General features: G+C 69.1%; 15 protein-coding genes. 10 read left to right on the forward strand and 5 right to left on the reverse strand.

Translation table 11 applies throughout. The features are described from left to right. Positions 1-56: 56 nt before the first annotated feature. The 6 genes from ACP7AI_RS11805 to ACP7AI_RS11830 all read left to right on the forward strand — a co-directional run bounded on the left by ACP7AI_RS11805 (position 57) and on the right by ACP7AI_RS11830 (position 12,141). On the forward strand, positions 57-4,004 hold the full coding sequence (locus tag ACP7AI_RS11805) for an autotransporter outer membrane beta-barrel domain-containing protein (protein WP_426167556.1): 3,948 nt from the start codon (positions 57-59) through the stop codon (positions 4,002-4,004). A 141-nt stretch (positions 4,005-4,145) separates the two neighbouring features. Beyond that, a complete protein-coding gene (locus ACP7AI_RS11810; protein WP_426167558.1) occupies positions 4,146-5,054 on the forward strand; it encodes an ABC transporter ATP-binding protein in 909 nt (302 codons plus the stop codon). A gap of 9 nt (positions 5,055-5,063) precedes the next feature. Continuing rightward, positions 5,064-8,651, forward strand: coding sequence for an ABC transporter permease/M1 family aminopeptidase (locus ACP7AI_RS11815; protein ID WP_426167560.1), 3,588 nt, complete (start codon positions 5,064-5,066; stop codon positions 8,649-8,651). A 156-nt stretch (positions 8,652-8,807) separates the two neighbouring features. Further along, entirely contained in the window at positions 8,808-9,032 is a 225-nt protein-coding gene (locus ACP7AI_RS11820) for a hypothetical protein (protein ID WP_426167562.1), read from the forward strand. Between the two features lie 189 nt (positions 9,033-9,221). Next, the gene (locus ACP7AI_RS11825; RefSeq protein WP_426167564.1) at positions 9,222-11,342 is read left to right on the forward strand and encodes an alpha-galactosidase; all 2,121 of its coding nucleotides are present in this window, start codon (positions 9,222-9,224) and stop codon (positions 11,340-11,342) included. Positions 11,343-11,544: 202 nt separating this feature from the next. Beyond that, complete coding sequence (locus ACP7AI_RS11830) at positions 11,545-12,141, forward strand: PEPxxWA-CTERM sorting domain-containing protein (protein ID WP_426167566.1); 597 nt, start codon at positions 11,545-11,547, stop codon at positions 12,139-12,141. A 34-nt stretch (positions 12,142-12,175) separates the two neighbouring features. Here the strand turns inward: ACP7AI_RS11830 and ACP7AI_RS11835 are convergent, their stop codons facing one another. Further along, complete coding sequence (locus ACP7AI_RS11835; RefSeq protein ID WP_426167568.1) at positions 12,176-14,347, reverse strand: primosomal protein N'; 2,172 nt, start codon at positions 14,345-14,347, stop codon at positions 12,176-12,178. A gap of 76 nt (positions 14,348-14,423) precedes the next feature. On the opposite strand from ACP7AI_RS11835, the gene purB reads away from it, so the two are divergent. Beyond that, positions 14,424-15,722, forward strand: coding sequence for an adenylosuccinate lyase (gene purB, locus ACP7AI_RS11840; protein ID WP_426167570.1), 1,299 nt, complete (start codon positions 14,424-14,426; stop codon positions 15,720-15,722). Between the two features lie 68 nt (positions 15,723-15,790). Continuing rightward, positions 15,791-16,171, forward strand: coding sequence for a hypothetical protein (locus tag ACP7AI_RS11845; protein ID WP_426167572.1), 381 nt, complete (start codon positions 15,791-15,793; stop codon positions 16,169-16,171). Between the two features lie 10 nt (positions 16,172-16,181). Here the strand turns inward: ACP7AI_RS11845 and ACP7AI_RS11850 are convergent, their stop codons facing one another. After that, a complete protein-coding gene (locus ACP7AI_RS11850; protein WP_426167574.1) occupies positions 16,182-16,961 on the reverse strand; it encodes a hypothetical protein in 780 nt (259 codons plus the stop codon). Positions 16,962-17,081: 120 nt separating this feature from the next. On the opposite strand from ACP7AI_RS11850, the gene ACP7AI_RS11855 reads away from it, so the two are divergent. Then, complete coding sequence (locus tag ACP7AI_RS11855) at positions 17,082-17,756, forward strand: hypothetical protein (protein WP_426167576.1); 675 nt, start codon at positions 17,082-17,084, stop codon at positions 17,754-17,756. A gap of 6 nt (positions 17,757-17,762) precedes the next feature. On the opposite strand, the gene ACP7AI_RS11860 is transcribed toward ACP7AI_RS11855, so the two are convergent. Further along, positions 17,763-19,259 carry a hypothetical protein gene (locus ACP7AI_RS11860; protein WP_426167578.1) on the reverse strand — a complete coding sequence of 499 codons (1,497 nt, stop codon included), beginning with the start codon at positions 19,257-19,259 and terminating at the stop codon, positions 17,763-17,765. Positions 19,260-19,332: 73 nt separating this feature from the next. On the opposite strand from ACP7AI_RS11860, the gene ACP7AI_RS11865 reads away from it, so the two are divergent. Then, on the forward strand, positions 19,333-19,938 hold the full coding sequence (locus ACP7AI_RS11865; protein WP_426167579.1) for a 2-hydroxychromene-2-carboxylate isomerase: 606 nt from the start codon (positions 19,333-19,335) through the stop codon (positions 19,936-19,938). Here ACP7AI_RS11865 and ACP7AI_RS11870 read toward each other — a convergent pair. Both ACP7AI_RS11870 and ACP7AI_RS11875 read right to left on the reverse strand, forming a co-directional pair. Beyond that, on the reverse strand, positions 19,935-20,744 hold the full coding sequence (locus tag ACP7AI_RS11870; RefSeq protein WP_426167581.1) for an ABC transporter permease: 810 nt from the start codon (positions 20,742-20,744) through the stop codon (positions 19,935-19,937). The two genes, ACP7AI_RS11865 and ACP7AI_RS11870, sit on opposite strands and share 4 nt — an antisense overlap. Further along, positions 20,737-21,690 carry an ABC transporter permease gene (locus tag ACP7AI_RS11875; protein ID WP_426167583.1) on the reverse strand — a complete coding sequence of 318 codons (954 nt, stop codon included), beginning with the start codon at positions 21,688-21,690 and terminating at the stop codon, positions 20,737-20,739. The genes ACP7AI_RS11870 and ACP7AI_RS11875 overlap by 8 nt, the downstream gene beginning before the upstream one ends.

The following is a 21,690-nucleotide window of genomic DNA, read 5'->3' on the forward strand; positions in this document are numbered from 1 at the left end:
CGGACCGCGCCTTTGAAGGACAGCAGCGGCTTGGCGCTGGCCCCCGGGGAACACAGATGATCGACGGTTTCGGACTGACACGGCAGCGGCGCAACTGGCTGGTCGGCGCATCGACGCTGGCACTCGGCATCGCAGCGGGGCCGGGCGCCACCCAGCAGGTCGTCGTCGGATCGGCGGCGTGCCCGGTCGTGGCAGGCGTCGCCACCTGTACCGGCAACCTGTCGGGCGGGGTGACATCGCAGCAGTCGCAGGGCCATGCGTCGGTCGGCACGATCAACGTCAACAATGTCACCGGCGACATCGCCCCTCCCGGCCTGTTCGGCATCGGCGCCGATCGCAGCGACCGCGACGTCACCATCAACGTCGCCGATGGCGTCGTCATCCGCACGCTCGACAACCTGGGCGTCGTCGAACCGGCGCAGGGCATCATCCTCATCGTCCGCAACGGCTTCGACGCCACTATCGACAGCGGTGCAACGATCACCGCCGATGGCGGCGCCCAGCCCAATGCGGGCATCGAGACGGCGGTGTTCACCGGCGACAGCAATACCAGCATCACCAATCGCGGCGCCGTCACGGTGCGGACGACCAGCCAGAACGGCTTTGCCATCGCCGCCGCCAGCAACGACGCCACCGGCGACATCACCATCGTCAATTCGGGCGTGCTGAGCGCCACCACCGGCGGCAGCGGCGAACGCACCGGCGTGACGGCGGGTATCCTCGCCGTGCACGCTGCCGCCGGCGGCACCACCCGCATCACCAACAGCGGCGCCATCACCGTGCGCCCGGCGGCGGCGACCAACGACAGCGATTTCGCCGGCATCGCGTCGGGCATCGTGCTCAACACGCTGGTGTCGGGCGGCCGCGCCACCATCGTCAACAGCGGCGCCATCGATGCCGTCGGCCAGGCCACCCACGGCATCACCAACTTTGCCGCCGGCAACACCGGCGGCGCCGGCACCTTCGCGCGGATCGAGAACAGCGGCACCATCGCGATCAGCGGCGCCGACAACAACGGCCTGTTCGCGCAAGGCCGCGGCGAGGGCGTCGACCTGACGGTGGTCAACGGCGCCGCCGGCACGGTGCGCATGACCAACGCCATCAACAGCAACGGCTTCCTGGTGCTCAACCAGGCCCGCACCGGCACGCTGACCGTCGACAACGACGCCGCGCTGACCTCGGTCTCGGGCGCATCGAGCCGCGGCATCGCGGTGTCGTCGAGCGGCGCCCCGGCCAACGGCAACTACACGATGAACATCGACAACAGCGGCGCCATCGAGCTCGGCACGCTGTTCGCCCAGGGCATCACCGCCTTCGCCACCCGCGACGACACGGTCAACGTCACGCTGGTCAATTCGGGCACCATCCGCGGGCTGGCATCGAACACGATCAATTCGGTCGGCATCTCGGTCAACCTCGATGGCGCCGGCAGCGGCGACAACCCCGGTATCGCGACGATCCGCAACAGCGGCGACATCACGCTGGCGCAGGGCACCGCGATCATCAGCTTTGCCGATGACGTGACGGTGGAAAACAGCGGGACGCTGCGCACCACCGGGGCGGCATCCGATGTCGTCGGGCTGGTCGGCAGCGGCGCCAGTTCGGTGATGCGCTTCACGACGACGGGCGATGTCATCGCCGGCGGCAGCAATTCCAATGCCATCGTCGTCGCCGGCACCGCATCGACGGCGGCCGTGACGATCGATGCCGCCGATGTGACGGTGGCGGCAGGCTCCGCGGCGCTGCTCGTCGACGGCGATGTCGCGACGACCTTTGTCGCCCGCAACGCCAGCGTCGTCACCGGCGACCTGCGCTTTGGCGGCGGCAACGACGTGCTCGCCTTCGAAGCGGGCAGCCGGCTCGTCGGCAACGTCGATTTCGGCGCCGGCAACGACAGCGTCACCGTCGTCAACGGCACGCTGTCGGGGACAGTGGCGCTGGGTGCCGGCGACGATGTGCTGACCTTCCAGACGCCGACGCTGGCCGACATCCTGGCCATCGACAGCGTCGACGGCGGCGCCGGCAACGACACCATCAACCTCAACCTCGCCGCCGGCGCGACCATCGTCGTGCCCGATATCGGCGGCCTCGTCGTCAGCAATGTCGAAACCATCGCCCAGTTCGGCGACGCGACGGTGACGATCGACGGCACGGCGCCGCTGGCGACGCGCTATGAACTGCGCGAAGGCCGGCTCAACCTGGGTGCGACGCTTGCCGCCGTCGACGTGGCGACGAGCGCGGGGACGCTGTTCAACCTCGGCGGCAGCATCCGCAACCTGAGCGTGGCCGGCGACCTGTCGCCGGGCGGCACCGGCACCATCGCGACGGCGAACGTGCTGGGCACCTTCTCGACCGCGGCGGGCAGCCGCTATCTCGTCGATGTGCTCGGCAACGGCACCAGCGACCGCGTGGCGGTGACCGGGGCGGCGACGCTCGGCGGCGGCAACGTCGTGGTCCGGTCGGTGACGCCGGAGTCGGGCTTTTCCGGCAGCACGTCGTTCACCATCCTGTCGGCGACCGGCGGCGTGACCGGCACCTTTGCCGGGGTGTCCGAGGTCGACCTGCCGTTCCTGACATTGGGGCTGGTCCACAATGCCAATGACGTGCAGCTGACGGCAACGCGCGCAGTGACGCCGACACCTACTCCGACGCCGACGCCGACGCCCACGCCCACGCCGACGCCGACGCCCACGCCGACACCGACGCCCACGCCGACACCGACTCCAACGCCGACGCCGACGCCCACTCCGACACCCACACCCACTCCGACCCCGACACCGACGCCAACTCCGACCCCGACTCCCACTCCGACGCCGACGCCAACCCCCACTCCAACGCCAACGCCAACGCCAACGCCAACGCCAACGCCGACCCCCACCCCCACCCCCACACCAACCCCCGTCGCCTTCGCGAGCGTGGCGCGGACCTTCAACCAGCGTCAGGTCGCCGGCGTCTTCGATGCGGTCGAGGCCACCGCGACCGGCGACACGCGCACCGTCATCAATGCGCTGGTCTTCGCCTCCACCGACCAGGCGCTGACCGGCTTCGACACCATGTCGGGTGAAATCCACGCCTCGGTGCTCGCCGCCGGCGTTCACCAGGGAGAAATTCTCACCGACGCCATGCACAACCGGGTCCGCGCCACCGGCGGCGGCACCGGCGGCGCGGCCGGGCTCGCGCTCGGCGCCTGGCTGTCGGGCGGCCTCATCGATGGCCGCGTGCAGGGCGACGGCAACGGCGCCCGCCTCGATGGCAGCCGGCGCGGCATCACCGGCGGCATCGATTTCGCCGATGCGGCAACGGGCACGCTGGTCGGCATCGCCGGCGGCTGGTCGAGCGGCGACGTCACGTCCGGCGCGCGCCGCTCGCGGGCCGAGCTCGATAGCTGGCATCTCGGCGCCTATGGCCGCATCGGCACCGGCCGCACCGGGCTGACGCTGGCCGGCAGCTTCGCCTGGTCGTCGGGCGACGCCGATGTGACGCGGCAGATCGCCGTCAACACCATCAACCGCACCGCGATGTCGCGCTATACGCTCAAGACCACCACGCTCGCCGGCGAGGCGCGCTATGGCTTCGGCGTCGGCACCGGCTTCAGCATCGGCCCGATCGCCAATGTCGCCCACGCCCGGGTCAGCCGCGACGGCTTTGCCGAAACCGGCGCCGCCAGCCTCGGCATCATCGGCGCCGACGACAGCGACAGCCTGACGTCATGGGGCGTCGGCGGCTTTGCCAACTGGGTGTCGGGCAGCGGCCGCATCGATGTCAGTGTCGCCTATGATCGCGCCGACGGGGATTTCACCGAAACCCGGCTGGCGCTGGCCGGGGCCCCGGGGAACGCCTATCTGGTGCGCTCGCCCGGCGGCGGCGACAATGCCGTCAAGGCGAGCATTACCGGCGATGTCGCGCTGGGCGGCGGCTGGGGGATCGGCGCCACCTATCGCGGCCGGCTGGGTGGCGATTTCACCGCTCACAGCGCGCTGGTGACGCTGCACTGGCGGCGCTGACACCCGCCGCAGGGGCGCAATGCCGGCAAGGCCCGTCGGGCATCTTGCCGACGTTGCGTCCCCGCACGGCACCATCTTGCCGCTCTAGCTAAGTAATACGGTTCGCTATAAGGTCGGGGTGTCCCAGGGGGAACCGCCGGCATGCTCGAGCTGAACAACGTCACCCATATCTATGGCAACGGCACCCGCGCGCTCGACGATGTGTCGCTGTCGGTGCCCAAGGGGATGTTCGGGCTGCTGGGGCCCAACGGCGCCGGCAAGTCGACGCTGATGCGCACCGTCGCCACGCTGCAGGCGCCGACGTCGGGCAGCATCCGCTTCGGCGACATCGACATCCTCGCCACCCCCGACCGGCTGCGCGAACGGCTCGGCTATCTGCCGCAGGATTTCGGCGTCTATCCGCGGGTTTCGGCCTATGACATGCTCGATCACATGGCGGTGCTCAAAGGCGTCGCCTCGGCGCGGGAACGCAAGGAAACCGTCGAGACGCTGCTCAACCAGACCAACCTCTGGTCGGTCCGCAAGAAGGCCATCGCCGGCTTTTCGGGCGGCATGCGCCAGCGCTTCGGCATCGCCCAGGCGCTGATCGGCAACCCCGAGCTCATCATCGTCGACGAACCGACCGCCGGCCTCGATCCGGAGGAACGCAACCGCTTCCTCAACCTGCTTGCCGAAATCGGCGAGAATGTCGTCATCATCCTGTCGACCCATATCGTCGAGGACGTCGCCGACCTGTGCCCGCGCATGGCGGTGCTCGCCGGCGGCCGCATCCAGCTCGAAGGCGCGCCGCAGGACCTGATCGAGGCATCGCGCGGCACCGTCTGGGCCAAGACCATCACCCGCGACGAGCTGCCCCGCTATACCGAGACGATGAAGGTCATCTCGAACCGCCTGTTCGCCGGGCGCACCATCATCAACATCCTCGCCGACAGCGACCCCGGTGACGGCTTTGCGCCCGTCACCGGCAGTCTGGAGGACGTCTATTTCGCCACGTTGTCGCGGTCCCGCGCCGCCGATGCCGCCACCGCCCGCACCCTCGCGACTGCCTGAGGGTCCGCCATGTTCGGCCCGATCGCGCGCTTCGAGCTCGGCTACCAGTTCCGCAACCCGGTGTTCTGGGTGGTGTCGGGGCTGTTCTTCCTGCTGCCCTTCGGCGCCATGACGACGGAGCAGATCCAGATCGGCAGCGGCGGCAACATCCACAAGAACGCCCCCGTCGCCATCGCCCAGATCCTGCTCATCATGAGCCTGTTCTACATGTTCGTGACGACCGCCTTTGTCGCCAATGTCATCGTCCGCGACGACGAAAGCGGCTTCGGGCCGATGGTCCGCTCCACCCGGGTCAGCAAGTTCGACTATCTGATGGGGCGCTTCCTCGGCGCCTTTGTCGCCGCCGCGATCACCTTCCTCGCCGTGCCGCTGGCGATCTGGGTCGGCTCGCTGATGCCCTGGGTCGATCCCGACACCCTCGGGCCCAACCGGCTCGGCGACTATCTCTACGCCTATGGCCTGCTGGCGCTGCCCAATCTGCTGCTGACCGCGGCGATCTTCTTTGCCGTCGCCACGATGACGCGCTCGATGATGTATTCCTATCTCGGCGTCGTTGTCTTCTTGGTCTTCTACGTTGTCCTCAACACGGTGATCCGGTCGAAACCCGAACTGCGGGAGCTCGGCGGCTTCATCGAACCCTTCGGCCTCGGCGCGCTGGGCAACGCCACCCGCTATTTCACCGCCAGCGAATCCAATGCCCATCTGCCGGCCTTTGCCGGCACTCTGGTGTGGAACCGGCTGATCTGGCTCGGCGTCACCGCCGGCGCGCTGGCCTTTGCCCATGCCCGCTTCAGTTTTTCCGAACGCAGCGCCTCGTCGCGCCAGCTCCGCCGCCAGCAGCGCCAGCAGGACAGGCTGGCGGCGGTCGCGCCGCTGCGTGTCGACACGCTGCCGTCGCTGCGGCCCGCGGCGTCGACCTGGGCGCGGCTGTGGCTGCGCAGCCGCTTCGAAATGGGGCTAGTGTTCCGCAGCCCGGCCTTTCTCGTGCTGCTGCTCATCGGATTGTTCAACGCGCTCGGCGGGCTGATCTTTGCCGATGAACTCTACGGCACCCCGGCGCGGCCGCTGACCTTTGCCACCATCGGCACGCTGATCGGCGCCTTCGGGCTCTTCCCGCTCATCATCGCCATCTATTACGGCGGCGAAGTCATGTGGCGCGATCGCGAGCGCCGCATGCACGAGATCATCGACGCGACCTCGCTGCCGAACTGGGCCTATATCGTGCCCAAGGTGCTCGCCGTGTCGGGCGTGCTGTTCGCCACGGTGGTGATCTCGGCGCTCGGCGCCATGGCGGTCCAGCTGGCCCGCGGCGTCACCGCGCTCGAACTCGGGCAATATCTCGCCTGGTATTTGCTGCCGATGACGGTCGACACGATCCTGCTGGCGATCCTGTCGGTGTTCGTCCAGGCGCTCAGCCCCAACAAGTACATCGGCTGGGGGATCATGGTGATCTACCTTGTCGGCACCATCACCCTCGTCAACATCGGCTTCGAACACCCGCTCTACAATTACGGCAGCAACGGCGACATCCGCCTGTCGGACATGAACGGCAGCCAGATCGGCGGCGCGCGCGCCTGGTGGCTGCGGCTCTATTGGGGCGGCGTCGCGCTGGTGCTGGCCGTCATCGCCCATCTGCTGTGGCGGCGCGGCACCGAAACCCGGCTGCGCCCGCGCCTGCGCCAGCTGCCGGCCCGGCTGAAGGGCCCCGCCGGCGCCGTGCTGCTGGCGGGTGTCGCCGTCGCCGCGGCCACCGGCGGCTGGCTGTTCTGGCAGATGAACATCCTCAACACCTATCGCACCCGCGACGATGGCGAGTTGCGGATGGCGAATTACGAGAAGAAGTACCTGAAATACGAAACCCTGCGCCAGCCTTCGACGACCGATTTCAAGCTCGACGTCGCGCTGTTCCCGGCCGAACGCCGGATGGAGGCAAACGGCCGCTACCGCTTCGTCAACGATACCGGCGCGCCGGTGCGTGACCTCCATGTGCGCCTGCCCGACATCGACACCGAAATCGCCGCGATCACCATCCCCGGCGCGACGCTGGCGATGGATGATGCCGACATGCAGTACCGCATCTACCGTTTCGCCGTGCCGCTGGCGCCCGGTGCCGCCGGCACGCTCGATTTCCGCACCCGGCGCCAGGTCGTCGGCCTGCGCGCCAACGGCGACGATACCCAGCTGGTGGCGAACGGCAGCTTCCTCAACAACCTGCAGTTCGCGCCGCAGATCGGCATGACCCGCGACGGCCTGCTCACCGATCGCGTCAAGCGCCGCAAATACGGCCTGGCGCCCGAACTGCGCAAGGCGAAGCTCGAGGACGTGTCCGCCCAGCGCCGCAACTATATCGCCGATGCCGACTGGGTGAATGCCGACATCACCGTCACCACCGACGCCGGGCAGACCCCGCTGGCGCCCGGCCGCAGGGTATCCGACACCACCACCGGCGGCCGCCGCACCGCGCGCTTCGTGTCACCGGCGCCGATCCTGGCCTTTTTCTCGGTCCAGTCCGCCGCCTATGCGGAGAAAAGCGCCGACGCCGATGGGGTGAAGCTGTCGGTGTTCCACGATCCCAAGCACGGCTATAACGTCGATCGCATGCTGGCGGCGATGAAGGCGTCGCTCGGCTATTACCGCACCGCCTTCGGGCCGTACCAGTTCGACTATGCCCGCATCATCGAATTCCCGGGCTATGCGACCTTTGCCCAGGCCTTTGCCGGCACCATTCCCTATTCGGAACGCATCGGCTTCCTCGCCGACACCAATGCGCCCGACAAGATCGACTATGTCACCTATGTCACCGCGCACGAGGTCGGCCACCAATATTGGGCCCATCAGCTGATCAGCGCTGACATGCAGGGCGGCACCATGCTCGTCGAAACCATGGCGCAATATTCGGCGCTGATGGTGATGAAGCAGCTCTATGGCGAGGACAAGATCCGGCGCTTCCTGAAATTCGAGCTCGACAGCTATTTGCGCGCCCGCGGGTCCGAACGCATCGAGGAACTGCCGCTCGATCGTGTCGAGGACCAGCCCTACATCCATTATCGCAAGGGCGCGCTGGCCCTGTACCTGCTGCAGGACCGGCTGGGCGAAACCCGCGTCAACGCCATGCTGCGCACGCTGCTCGACAAATATCGTTTCAAAAGCCAGCCCTATGCCCGCTCGCTCGACCTGGTGAACGGCTTCCTGGGGCTAGCCCGCACGCCGGAAGAACGCCAGCTGGTGCTCGACCTGCTCGATCGCATCACTATCTACGACCTGAAGGCCAAGGCGGCGCAGGTGAAGGCGCTGCCCAGCGGCACTTTCGAAACGCTGCTGACCGTCGATGCGGCGAAGTTCTACGCCAGCGGCACCGGCAAGGAGACGTCGACGCCGCTCGCCAACGCCATCGACATCGGTCTGTTCGACCAGAAACCCGAATATGGCGCCTTTGCCGCCAAGGACGTCATCCTGATGGAACGCCGCCCCGTCGTGTCGGGCAGCCAGGTCCTTCGCATCGTCACTCGCCGCCGCCCGGCCTTTGCCGGCATCGACCCCTACAACAAGTATATCGACCGCAATTCCGACGACAATGTCGTGGCGGTGACGGGCTAGGGCGGGGGCATCGGGAGCACGCCGATTCTTGGGTTGCAGTGATAACTCATTGATCTGCACAGAGGTGTCGGGCTCAAGGGAGCGGGCGGCACCTTACTTGTGGGTTGATGCCGCCTGTCGGCCTGATATGCTGGGACGAGGGAACGGGGGGATGCAATGAGCCTGGAAGATCGCGATTATTATCAGGAGGCGCGTCGGTCGAAACTTGCCGATCTCAATCGCGGCAAGAAGTCTTCGCTCGAACCCAAGGACGCGCGATTGAAGGGCTTGTTCGGCGAGGACAAGCACGCCAGATCGTCGGCTGCGCGCAAAAATGGCCTTATTCTGGTCGTGCTGGTGAGCCTGTGCGCATTGCTGATCATCGCCAACTACGCGACCTGATCCCGGGTCGCGCTGGCCCCCGACGCTTCGGATGCGGCGCCGATGCCGGCGCGCAACAGCATCACCGCGGATGACAAGCAGCCGACAGCAACGCTATACCGCAATTATCAGACAATAAGGGTGCTCGATCGCGCTGCGGCGGTCCCGTAGCCCGGCGACCGAGGCGCGCACCGGCGCAAGGAATTCGGCATGGCAACGGCATTTCCCGATTTCGTCCGCCTCGATGGCGATGCCGTCACGCTTGTTATCGACACCACGGCGGGGGTGCCGGTCGTGCTCTACTGGGGGCCGCTGTTGCCGGCGCTCGACCCGGCCGGGCTGGCGCTGCTCGGTGGGCGGGCCGAGGCCAATGCCTCGCCGCGGGTTGCGGCACCGCTGGCGCTGACGCCGCAGGCGGGGCAGGGCTGGCCCGGCCGGCCGGGGCTGGCGGCGCATCGCGACGGCCGCGGCTGGGCGAGCTACGCGCTGCTCGACGGCGTCGAGGCCTCGCCCGATCGCGCCGTCTTCACCAGCGTCGACCCCGCCAACGGCCTGGCGCTGGTCCATGACCTGCGCCTCGACAGCGACGTGCTGGTGGCGACGACGACGCTGACCAATCGCGGTGACCTGCCGTTGACGGTCGATCACCTCGCCGCGCCGGTGCTGCCGGTGCCGGGCCTTGCCGACCGCATCATCGGTTTCGAAGGCCGCTGGGCCGGCGAGTTCCAGACGGTGGAGATGCCGCGCCACATCGGCACCTGGCTGCGCGAGAACCGCCGCGGCCGCACCAGCCACGACGCTTTCCCTGGCGTCATCCTCGCCGAGGCCGGGGCGAACGAAAGCCGGGGCCTCGCCTGGGGCTGGCACCTCGGCTGGAGCGGCAACCACCGCCTGGCCGTGGACACGCTGTCCGACGGCCGCGGCCTCGTCATGATGGAGGAGCTGCTGCTGCCCGGCGAAGTCCGCCTCGCCACCGGCGAAAGCCTTGGCTCGCCCACCCTCTACGCCGCCGCCAGCGCTGCCGGCCTGTCCGGGCTGTCGCAGGCCTTCCACCGCCACCTGCGCGCCCGGCCCGAACACGCCCGCCTCCGCGCCAAGCCCCGCCCGGTCCATTACAACAGCTGGGAAGCGGTCTATTTCGACCATGATCCCGCCGTGCTCGCCGACCTTGCCAGCCGCGCAGCCGCCGTCGGCGCCGAACGCTTCGTCCTCGACGACGGCTGGTTCAAGGGCCGGCGCAGCGACCGCGCCGGTTTGGGCGACTGGACCGTCGATCCGGCGGTCTGGCCCGATGGCCTCGGCCCGATCATCGCCCACGTCCGCGACCTCGGCATGGAGTTCGGCCTCTGGGTCGAGCCCGAGATGGTCAATCCCGACAGCGACCTTTACCGCGCCCATCCCGACTGGGTGCTCGCCACCCCGCCGGCGCCGCAGCTCGATTTCCGCCACCAGCTGGTGCTCGATTTCGGCCGTGCCGATGTCCGCGAGCATCTGTTCGGCGCCGTCGACGCGCTGCTGCGCGATCACCCGATCGCCTATCTCAAATGGGACATGAACCGCGACATCAGCCACCCCGGCGGTGCCGATGGCCGTGCGGGTGCCAGGGCGCATGTCCTCGGGCTCTACGACGTCCTCGACCGCCTGCGCGCCACGCATCCCGGCGTGGAGATCGAAAGCTGCGCCTCGGGCGGCGGCCGCGCCGACTATGCCATCCTCGCCCGCACCGACCGCATCTGGACGAGCGATTCCAACGACTCGATCGATCGCCTCGGCATCCAGCGCGGCTTCTCGCACTTCTTTCCCGCCGAGCTGATGGGCAGCCATGTCGGCCCGCGCCGCTGCCACATCAGCGGCCGCGTGCTGCCGATGGCGCTGCGCGTCGCCACCGCCCTGTTCGGCCATATGGGCATGGAGATGGACCTGCGCGAGATGGACGCCGAGGAGACGGCAATCCTCACCGCCGGCGTCGCCCTCCACAAGCAGCACCGCGCACTCATCCACGGCGGTGGCCTCGTCCGGCTCGACACGGCCGCCGGCGTCAACGCCTTCGCCATCGTCGCCGCCGATCGCGGCGAGGCGCTGCTGTCGTACACGATGGTCGAGGAACAGCGCGGCTATTTTCCGGTGCCGCTGCGGTTCGCCGGCCTCGATGCCGCCGCCGATTACAGGGTAACGCTGGCCTGGCCGACGGGCCTGCGCGCCGAATCACCGCTGTTCGACGCGCTCCGCGACGGCGCCGTCCTGTCGGGGGCCGCACTGATGCAGGCGGGTTTCCAGCCGCCGCGCCTGCACCCGGCGACGTCCTTCATATTGCATCTTCAGCGTCTGTAGATCGCCGGGAATATTGTCGTTCATGCCGATTGCGCGAGCGGATTTCGCGGCTCCGGTGTCGGTAAATCTTACACATGCGTAACAACGCTTCGGGGGACCATCGCTGTAATTATTGAAATCGCTGGCAACTCCGCAGCGAGCCAAATTGGTACGATGTTTGCATGTCGCCCTGCAATCCAACCGAGCCGTCGAGGGGGAACCCATGATCAAGATTGCCGTCGCCGCATTGCTGACCATGTCGACCATCGCCTTTTCGGCGCCTGCCGCGGCCGCGATCCAGACCTATACGATTTCGGGCACCGGCTCGGGCTCGCTCGGCGGCGTCGGCTTCGACGCCTCGCCGTTCGTGCTGACGCTGGTTGGCGACACCGCCAATATCGCCCCGATCGGCCCTGGCACCGTCGCGCTCGATCCGCTGGTATCGGCGAGCTTCGTCATCGGCGGCAGCTCCGGCACGCTTTCGATCGCCACGCGCCTCGGCACCGCCGGCAGCGGCACGATCGTGTTCTTCTCGCGCAGCGGCGGCAGCGACCTGTTCGACTTCTTCCTGTCGGGCCCCGTCGACATCGGCGCGGCGTTCGGCCCGGTGACCGGCACAGGTGTTTTCGCCCTCAACCAGTTCACCGACGTGGCGACGACCGCCGGGGCGCTGACCTTTACCAGCTCCAGCGATGTCATCTTCAGTGGTGGCCTGGCCGGCGCAGCGGTTCCGGAACCCGCCAGCTGGGCGATGCTGATCGCCGGTTTCGGTCTTGTCGGGGCCGCCATGCGCCGGCGCCGGACCACCGTCGCCGCCTGACGAAGCCGGGGCCGGGACCACCCGGCCCGGCCTGTCAGACGAAGCTGTACGGGTCGACGTCGATCACCACGCGCACATTGGTCGGCACCGCGACGCTGCCGAGCCAGTCACGCAGTACGCGCTGCAGCGGCAGCGTCCGCCGCGCCTGCACCAGCAGGCGCTGGCGATGCCGGCCGCGCAGCATGGCGAGTGGCGCCGCGGCGGGGCCGAGCACCGACAGGCCCTCCGCCGATGGTGCCGCGGCACCGATCGCCCGCGCCGCCGCCAGCGCCGCCGCCGCATCCTCGCTCGACACGATGATCGCCGCGAGGCGGCCAAAGGGGGGCAGCCCCAGGTCGCGCCGCGCCTCGGTCTCCGCCTCGTAGAACGCCGCCGGGTCGCCGGCGACGAGCGCCTGCATCAGCCGCGCCTCGGGCTGGTGGGTCTGGATCAGCACCGTGCCGGGCTTGGCGCCGCGCCCGGCACGCCCCGCGACCTGCGCCACCTGCTGGAAGGTGCGTTCGCCAGCGCGCAGGTCGCCGCCCGACAGGCCGAGATCGGCATCGACGACGCCGACCAGCGTCAGTTCGGGGAAATGATAGCCCTTGGTGACCATCTGCGTGCCGATCAGCACATCGACCTCACGCGCATCGACGCTGCGCACCAGCTCGGCGGCGCGCGCCGGGGAATTGATCGTGTCCGACGTGACCAGCGCCACCCGCGCCTGCGGCCAGGTGCGCCGCACCTCCTCGGCGATGCGCTCCACGCCGGGGCCGCAGGCGACCAGCGAATCGGCCTCCCCGCATTCGGGGCAGGCATCGGGCACCGGCGTCTGGTGGCCGCAATGGTGGCAGGCGAGGCGGCGCGACAGGCGGTGCTCGACCATCCAGGCGGTGCAGTTCGGGCACTGGATCCGCGTGCCGCAGGTCCGGCACAATGTCAGCGGGGCATAGCCGCGGCGATTGAGGAACAGCAGCGCCTGCTCGCCTTTTTCCAGCGTCGCGGTGACGCCGGCGACCAGCGGCGGGCTGAGCCACGAGCCGCGCGCCGGCGGGGTGCGCCGCAGGTCGACGAGCCGGATGTCGGGCATCTGCGCCCCGCCGAAGCGCGCCGGCAGCTTCAGGTGGCGATAGGTGCCCTTGGCGGCCTGCACCTGGGTCTCGATCGCCGGGGTGGCGGTGGCGAGGACAACCGTCGCACCCTCCTCCTGCCCGCGCATCACCGCCACGTCGCGGGCGTGGTAGTGGACGCCCTCCTCCTGCTTGAAACTGGTCTCGTGCGCTTCGTCGACGATGGTGACGCGCAGATCCTTGAACGGCAGGAACAGTGCCGACCGCGCCCCGACGACGACTTTCGCCCGGCCGTCGGCGATGGTGGCCCAGGCGGCGCGGCGCTCGCTGGCCTTCAGGTCGCTATGCCACGACACCGGCGCGCAGCCGAAACGCACCGCGAAGCGGGCAAGCCACGGTGCGGTCAGCGCGATTTCCGGCACCAGCACCAGCGCCTGGCCGCCGGTCCGCAATGCCGCCGCCACCGCCTCGAAATAGACCTCGGTCTTGCCCGACCCGGTGACGCCTTCGAGCAGGAACGGCGCAAAGCCGCCCGCTGCCACGCTGTCGGCCATGATGGTCGCCGCCTCGGCCTGCGCCGCCTCCAGCCGGGGCGGCGCATGGTCGGGGTCGGGCACATCGGGCGCGCGGTCGGCGCTGACGGTCAGCGGCTGCAGCGTGCCGGCGGCGATCAGTCCGCGGATGACGGCGTCGGACACGTCGGCGATGCGCGTCAGGTCGCGCACGCTGCCCTGCCGGCCGTCGAGCTTTTCGAGCGCCTGCGTCCGCGCCGGGGTCATGCGGTCGGGCAGGGGGCCGCCGGTGCGATATTCGGTCACCTCGCGATCGCCCAGGAACGCCACCGACGGCCAGACCATGCGGATGACGCCGGCCAGTGGCGCGACATAATAATCCGCCACCCATTCGCACAGCCGGCGCAGCGGCGCGGCGATCGGCGGAATGTCGATGCGCGCCGTGACCGGCCGCAGGCGCTTCGCCTCGACCTCGCGGCCCTCCAGCCGGTCGCGGTCCCACACCACCCCGGTGATCGTCCGCGGCCCGAGCGGCACGCTGACCGCATCGCCGGGCGCCAGGGCAAGGCCCGGCGGCACGGCATAGTCGAGCGCACCCAGCCCATGCTGAAAGACGACGACACGGACGGAAGCGGGGGGAGTCACTCCCCCGACTTAGGGTCGCGACGGGCGATGCGCTACCGCTTTGCCATCACGCCCCCCCGGTGCTAACGCCGCGCGCATGATCCCACGCTATTCCCGCCCCGAGATGGTTGCCATCTGGGAACCCGAAACCCGTTTCCGCATCTGGTTCGAGATCGAGGCGCACGCGATGGACGCGCTGGCGGAACTCGGCGTCGTGCCCAGGGATGCGGCCAAAGCGGTCTGGGAGCGGGGCAAGTTCGAAGTCGACCGCATCGACGAGATCGAGCGCGAGACGAAACACGACGTCATCGCCTTCCTGACCAACCTCGCCGAACATGTCGGGCCGGAAGCGCGCTTCGTCCACCAGGGCATGACCAGCTCCGACGTGCTCGACACCTGCCTGTCGGTGCAGTTGGCGCGGGCCGCCGATATCCTGATCGCCGACACCGATGCGCTGCTGGTCGCTTTGAAAAAGCGCGCCTTCGAATATCGCCACACCCCGACAATGGGCCGCAGCCACGGCATCCACGCCGAGCCGACGACCTTCGGGCTGAAACTCGCACAGGCCCATGCCGAGTTCACCCGCTGCCGCGCCCGGCTGGTCATGGCGCGGGAGGAGATCGCCACCTGCGCCATCTCCGGCGCCGTCGGCACCTTCGCCAACATCGACCCCTATGTCGAAAGCCATGTCGCCAAGGCAATGGGGCTGGCGGTGGAGCCTGTGTCGACGCAGGTGATCCCGCGCGACCGCCACGCGATGTTCTTTGCCACATTGGGCGTCGTCGCCGGCAGCGTCGAGCGCCTCGCCACCGAAATCCGCCACCTGCAGCGCACCGAAGTGCTGGAGGCCGAGGAATATTTCGCGCCGGGGCAAAAGGGCAGCAGCGCCATGCCGCACAAGCGCAACCCGGTGCTGACCGAGAACCTGACCGGCCTCGCCCGCCTCGTCCGCGGCTATGTCACCCCGGCGCTGGAAAATGTCGCGCTCTGGCACGAGCGCGATATCTCGCATTCGTCCGTCGAGCGCATGATCGGCCCCGACGCGACGGTGACGCTCGATTTCGCGCTGTTCCGGCTGACCGGCGTCATCGACAAGCTGCTCGTCTACCCCGAACGCATGCTGAAGAACCTCAACAAGATGGGCGGCCTCATCCATTCGCAGCGCATCCTGCTGGCGCTGACCCAGGCCGGCGCCAGCCGCGAGGACAGCTATCGCATGGTCCAGCGCAACGCGATGCAGGTCTGGGAATCGGACGGCCAGCTGCAGCTGCTCGACCTGCTGCTCGCCGATGCCGATGTGACCGCGCTGCTGCCGCGTGCCGAGCTCGAAAGCCTGTTCGACCTCGGCTATCACCTGAAGCACGTCGACACGATCTTCGACCGGGTTTTCGCCTGAACCGGGCCGCGTTTCGCGTCGGCGGCGAAACGGCTATGATCGGCGCAGGCAACGAAGGGAGCCTGACCATGCTGACCCGTCGCACGACCCGGTGGATCGCCCTTGTCGCCCTCGCCTGGAACTTCATCGGCATCGCGGGCTACCTTGCCCAGGTCGGCATCACCGGCCCGCCCGGCCCGGCCATGCCCACCGCCATCACCGCGGCCTTTGCCATCGGGGTGTTCGCCGGTGCCGTGGGGGCGCTCGGCCTCTCATTGCTGCGGCCCTGGGCGCCGGTGCTGCTGTGGGTCTCGCTGGTCGCGGTCGTCGTCAACTGGGGCTGGGTGTTCCTCTACAGCCGCCACGCCTCGATCCCGCTGGGCCTGGCCGTGCTGGTCGTCGCCGCCGTCCTTGTCGTCGTTGCCGAGACCGTCCGGCGCCGGGGCTGGCTGGGCCCGACGCCACGATAGCGGTGCCCGTTCAGAAGCGGCGGTGGTCTTCGCCGTCGATCAGGTCGCACTGGCCGCGAAAACCATAGGGCGACAGGCCGGTGATCGAAATCCGGCCGGCGCGCCGGTCGACAACCACGCGCGGCTTGTTCAAGCCGTTGAGTCGATAGCTGGCGGTAATCTGGTCGGGTGTCGCCACGACATTGTCGAGCGGCCACCAGCCGTCGTTGCCGCCCGAATGCAGCGGCGGCACCAGCGATTTTGGCAGCCGGATGCGGCCGCCATTGTCCCATAGCTGCATCGTCACCGAGGCATCGAAAGCCTCCGACGTCAGTTCGACGCGGTTGCCGAAATCATAGCGGTTGGTGCGCGAATTCCACACCCAGTCGTCGCGATTGGCCAGCGACGGGTGCTGCCCCTCGCCATAGCAGACCAACCCCAGGTCCACCGGCTGGCCATCGACCGCATAGCGTGCGCCCGAAGCCGGCGGCGCCGCGCCGCGATTGTCGGCCGGTGCACCGCCGCCGTCCTGGCAATCCGCCACCGGCGTCTCGACGATCGAATTGTAGCGGCCGTCCATCGTCGCGATCGACACGCAACGGCCATAGGTGGCGTTGAACCAGTAGGTCCATTTGCGATCGTCACCGGTCTCGGTGCGGACGAGGTCATAGCCGCGGCGGCCGAGCTCGCCTTCAGCCTGGCCGGCCCGCGCGCCGACCAGATCCTTGAGGCCGGGCGGCGTATCCTGGGCCAACGCCGCCACCGGAAGCTGTGTCATCGACAGCGCCACCGCGGCCATTGCCATCCGCATCGTCCACTCCTCGCCGGTCCAGCACCGGGTTCAACGACCCGCCCGATCGACTGGTTCCGGCCGCGAATCGTCTGCAAGACCGCGCTTGGCCTTGCCGCCGAAACGGCTTAGCAAACGCCCATGGACTTCCTCAAGCTGCTGCGATCGTTCGAGGACCTGCTGTTCGAGCTGCTGTCGTGGGTGATTTATTACCCGTTGACGCTGTGGCGCGTCATCACCCGCCCGCTGGAGATGCTGCGCTATTCGAACCACGAGGAAACCGAGGCGCTGAAGGAACGCTACACCGACACGCTCAGCCCGCCGCTGTTCCTCCTCGTCACCATCGCGCTGCTGCACTGGCTGGAGCTCGCCTTCGGCACCTATGCGCTCCCCGCCAGCACCGCCATCGCCCGCGCTATCACGGCGTCCGATGAAAACCTGATCATCGCGCGGTCGGTGCTGTTCGCGCTGCTGCCGCTGTTCGCCGCCTGGCGCTATGTCAGCGCCAGCGGCCGGCCGCTCGACCGCAAGAACCTGCGGCCGCCGTTCAACGGCCAATGCTATCTTGCCGCCGTCTATGCGCTGCTGCTGTCGGGCGCCATCAGCACGGCAAAGCTTCATCCCGGCACCATCGCCATCGCCGCCGAGCTTTTGGCCGTCGCCGCCACCGGCTGGTATCTCGCCATCCAGACGCAACAGTTCCGCGCCAGCCTCGGCTGCTCGACGCTGCGCGCCGCCGGGCTCGCCGTGCGCTCCTATCTCGAGGCGCTGTTCGCCTTTATCGCCGCGGCGCTGGTCATCGCCGGCGGCATCTAGGGCACGCTATCGCGGCGGCGCCACCGCCGCCGGCATGTCGCGCCCGGCCTTCAGATAGGCCGCCTTCACGTCCGGCCGGGCCTTCAGCCCGCGCAGCGCCGCGCGTTCCTTCACGTCGCGCACTGTATCGTCGCGGTTGATCAGGAACGGCTGCAGATTGAACAGCATGTCGGTGCGGGTGGCCTCGCCGGCCAGCCGCCGGATGATCGCGGCGGCGGCGGCATCGTTGCGGCCGAGGCAGATCATCGCGCCCAGATAGGCGTCGTCGTTGGCGTCGGGCTTCGACACCAGGGGCGCCGCGACGATGGCGGCTTCGGAAGCCTTGCCGAGCTGGGAGAGTGCACAGGCGCGCGCGGTGGCGATGAACAGCGCGCCGAAACTGCTGATCATCCCCTTTTTCGCATCGACGGCATCGGCGGCGGCCAGCGCCTCCTGCGGCCGGTCGACGCTGGCGGCGAGCAGCGCCTGGTTGATCATCGTGTTGACCAGCGCCGGCCGCCCGGCAAGGGGCGAGGCGTTGAGCGCCGCCAGCCGCGCCAGCGCCGCGTCGATCTGGCCGGCGTCGGCGAGCAGGCTGGCGTGAAGATTGACAAGCCAGATCTCGCGCTCGGTCAGCGCCGCCAGCTCGGCGGGCGTCTTCGCGACATCGGCCAGCGCCATCGCCTCGGGCTCCCGCGAGGCGACGTTCAGCGCCTCGGCATAGCCCAGCCGCGCGATCAGCGAGGTCGGCGCCGCGTCGAACCGCGCCTTGGTGGCGGCGAGATAGGCGGCGTCGGCGACATCGGCGCCCGGGCCCAGCCGTTTTTCGACCTGCGGCCAGAACATCTGGTAGCGGCGGTCGATGCCGATGCGGACGAGGTGCACCGGGTTGAGGATGGCATCGATGACGGCGCGGGCTTCCCCGCTGCGATCGCGCGCCACCAGCGCCGCGACCAGCCGCACCCGCAGCCAGTCGACATCGCCCAATGTGGCATCGGTCGGCTGCCAGCCGGCGGCATTCAGCGCGAAATCGAGGTCGAAGGCGCGGTTCTTGTCCTTGCCGACGGCGCGCATGACGTTCGATACCAGTTCCGACGGCAGCGTGTTCAGCGCCGCCGCATCGGTGGCGGCGACCAGCAGCAACGTCTCGGCGGCGGCATCGGTATCGCCCATGAAGGCGCGGATCTTGAACAGCGCCGCCAGCAGCGCCGGCGTCGGCGTCGCGGTGTTGGCGACCGCGACTTCGATCGCGGCGCGCGCCTCCGGGATCTTGTCCATCCGGGCCAGCACGAAGAACCGCAGCTGCTGGATGCGACCGCGGTCGGCGGGCAGCTCGGCCTGGGCGAGCAGTGCGTCGAGGATCGGCAGCGCGTCGGCGGCCTTGCCGCTGTCGTACAGCGCCGCGGCGCCGCGCAGCTGGGTTTCGATGTCGGCGGGCGCCAGCGGCGCCGCGGCGATGAGCAGCAGGGCGATCATCGTCGCGGCGGTCGCCTGGGCGGGGGCCGCCAACCAGCGTCGGTTCATGCTCGTGTCTGCCTGTTCATGCTGCCATGGTAGCGGCAGAACGCCCGAGAACAAGCAGGGCCGGGAGAGGCGCATGGCCGCGGTGGAATTCTTCTTCGATTGCTCCAGCCCCTGGACGTACCTGGGCTTCGAGGCGTTGTGCGTCGCGGCGCGCGAGGATGGCTTCGACGTGTGTTTCCGGCCATTCCTCGTCGGCGGCGTCTTCAACACCGTCAACCCCAGCGTCTACGAGGCGCGGGCCGCCGTCCACTCGCCCAAGACCCGCTATTTCTGGAAGGACATGCAGGACTGGATCGCCCGCTCGGGCCTCGCCATCAAATTCCCGCCGAGCATCTTCCCGATCAATTCGGCCCGCGCCATGCGGGTCTGCCTGCTCGCCGCCGACGCCGGCAGCTGCGAGCCCGTCGCCCGCCGCATCTTCCAGCTCTACTGGAGCGAGGACCGCGACATCGCCGATCCGGGCGTGCTGGCGGAGGCGTGCAGCGCCGGCGGGCTCGACCCGGCCGCGACGCTCGAAGCCGCCGACAGCCCCGAATTGAAGACCCGGCTGCGCGCCAACACCGACGAGATCATCGCCCGCGGCGGCTTCGGCACGCCGACATTCTATGTCGGCGGCGACGACATGTATTTCGGCCAGGACCGCATCGGGCTGGTGCGGGAGGCGATGGCGCGGGGTTAGCGCCGCCGCTGCAGCCCCTCGCCGACCATGTTGACGGCGAGGATGGTGACGAGGATCAGCACGCCCGGCGGGATCGACAGCCAGGGCGCGCTGACCAGCCAGGGCCCGGCCTTGTTGAGGAGATTGCCCCAGGTCGGGATCGGCGGCTGGACGCCGAAGCCCAAAAACGACAGTGCCGATTCGAGCATGATGGCGCCGCCCACCGCCAGCGTGGCCGAGACCGCGACGGCGCCCAGCGTGTTGGGCACGACATGACGGGCGATGATGCGCAGCGGGCCGGCACCGAGGACGCGCGCCGCGGCGATATAGTCGCGCTGCTTCAGGCTGCGGACCTCGGCGCGCACCAGCCGCGCCGGCGCCGTCCAGATCAGCCCGGCGATGATCATCACCAGCAGCAGCGGCGCCGGCCGCACCAGTCCGGCGATGACCAGCACCAGCGGCAGCGCCGGGATCGACAGCATGACATCGGTCAGCCGCATCAGGATGCGATCGGTCCAGCCGCCGAGATAGCCCGCCAGCGCGCCGATCGCGGTGCCCACCGCCGTCGCCACCAGCGCGCCGACCAGCCCGACGGCGAGCGAGATGCGGCCGCCATGGAGCAGCCGGGTCAGCACGTCGCGGCCGAGCTCGTCGGTGCCGAGCCAGTGCGCCGGCGACGGCGGCAGCGGCCGGCCGAGCAGGTCCAGCGCCTGCTCGTCATAGCGATAGGGCGACAGCAACGGCCCCAGCACGGCAGCGGCGGTGACCAGCCCGAGCAGCGCCAGCCCGACAAGGACGCGCCGATCGAGCTTCCGCCCTTCAAGCATGCCGGATCCGCGGATCGAGCCGCGCCTGGATGAGGTCGGCGGCGATATTGGCGAGGATGACGGCGGCCGACCCCATCATCAATATGCCCATCAGTACCGGATAATCGCGGCCGTCCATGGACTGCACGAAAAGGCTGCCGATGCCGGGCCAGCCGAAGATCGCCTCGGTGATCACCGCGCCCGAGATGATGCTGGCGAGATCGAGCGCGATGATGCTGACGGCGGGGATGATGGCATTGCGCAGCGCGTGGCGGACGAGCACCGTCGCCTCCCCCATGCCCTTGGCGCGCGCCGTGCGGATATGGTCCTCCGCCAGCGCGGTGATCATGCCGGCGCGGATATAGCGGCTCCAGCTGGCGGTCGTCGCGATGGCGAGCACCGTCGCCGGCATGGCGAGATGCGCCAGCCGGTCGCCGAAAGCCTCCACCCCGATGGTCTGCAGGCCCCCCGACGGCAGCCAGCCGAGCCACACGCTGAACACCAGCTGCAGCACCAGCGCCAGCCAGAACACCGGGATCGACAGCCCGACCAGCGCCAGCCCGCTGACGATGCGGTCGGCCCATTGCCCGGCCCGCGCCGCCGCGACGACGCCGAGCACCAGCGACAGCAGCAGCGCCGCGCCCATCGCGACACCGCCGAGCAGCAGCGTCGGCCCCAGCCGCTCCGCCACCTCCACCAGCACCGGCCGCCCGGTGCGGATCGAATAGCCCCATTCGCCGGCGAGCATCGATTTCAGCCACAGCCCATATTGCACCGGCAGCGGCTCGTTCAGCCCATAGGCCGCGGCGATGCGCTCCAGCGCCGCCGGGGTGACGGAGGGGTTGTCGGCATAGACATCCATCGGCCCGCCCGGCGCCAGGTGGACGACGAGGAACAGCACCAGCGAAATGCCGAGCAGCGTCGGCACCGTACCCGCCAAACGCCCGAGCAGCCACCGCCAGGTCAT

Source organism: Sandarakinorhabdus sp. DWP1-3-1 (assembly GCF_049896705.1).
Lineage (GTDB): Bacteria > Pseudomonadota > Alphaproteobacteria > Sphingomonadales > Sphingomonadaceae > Sandarakinorhabdus.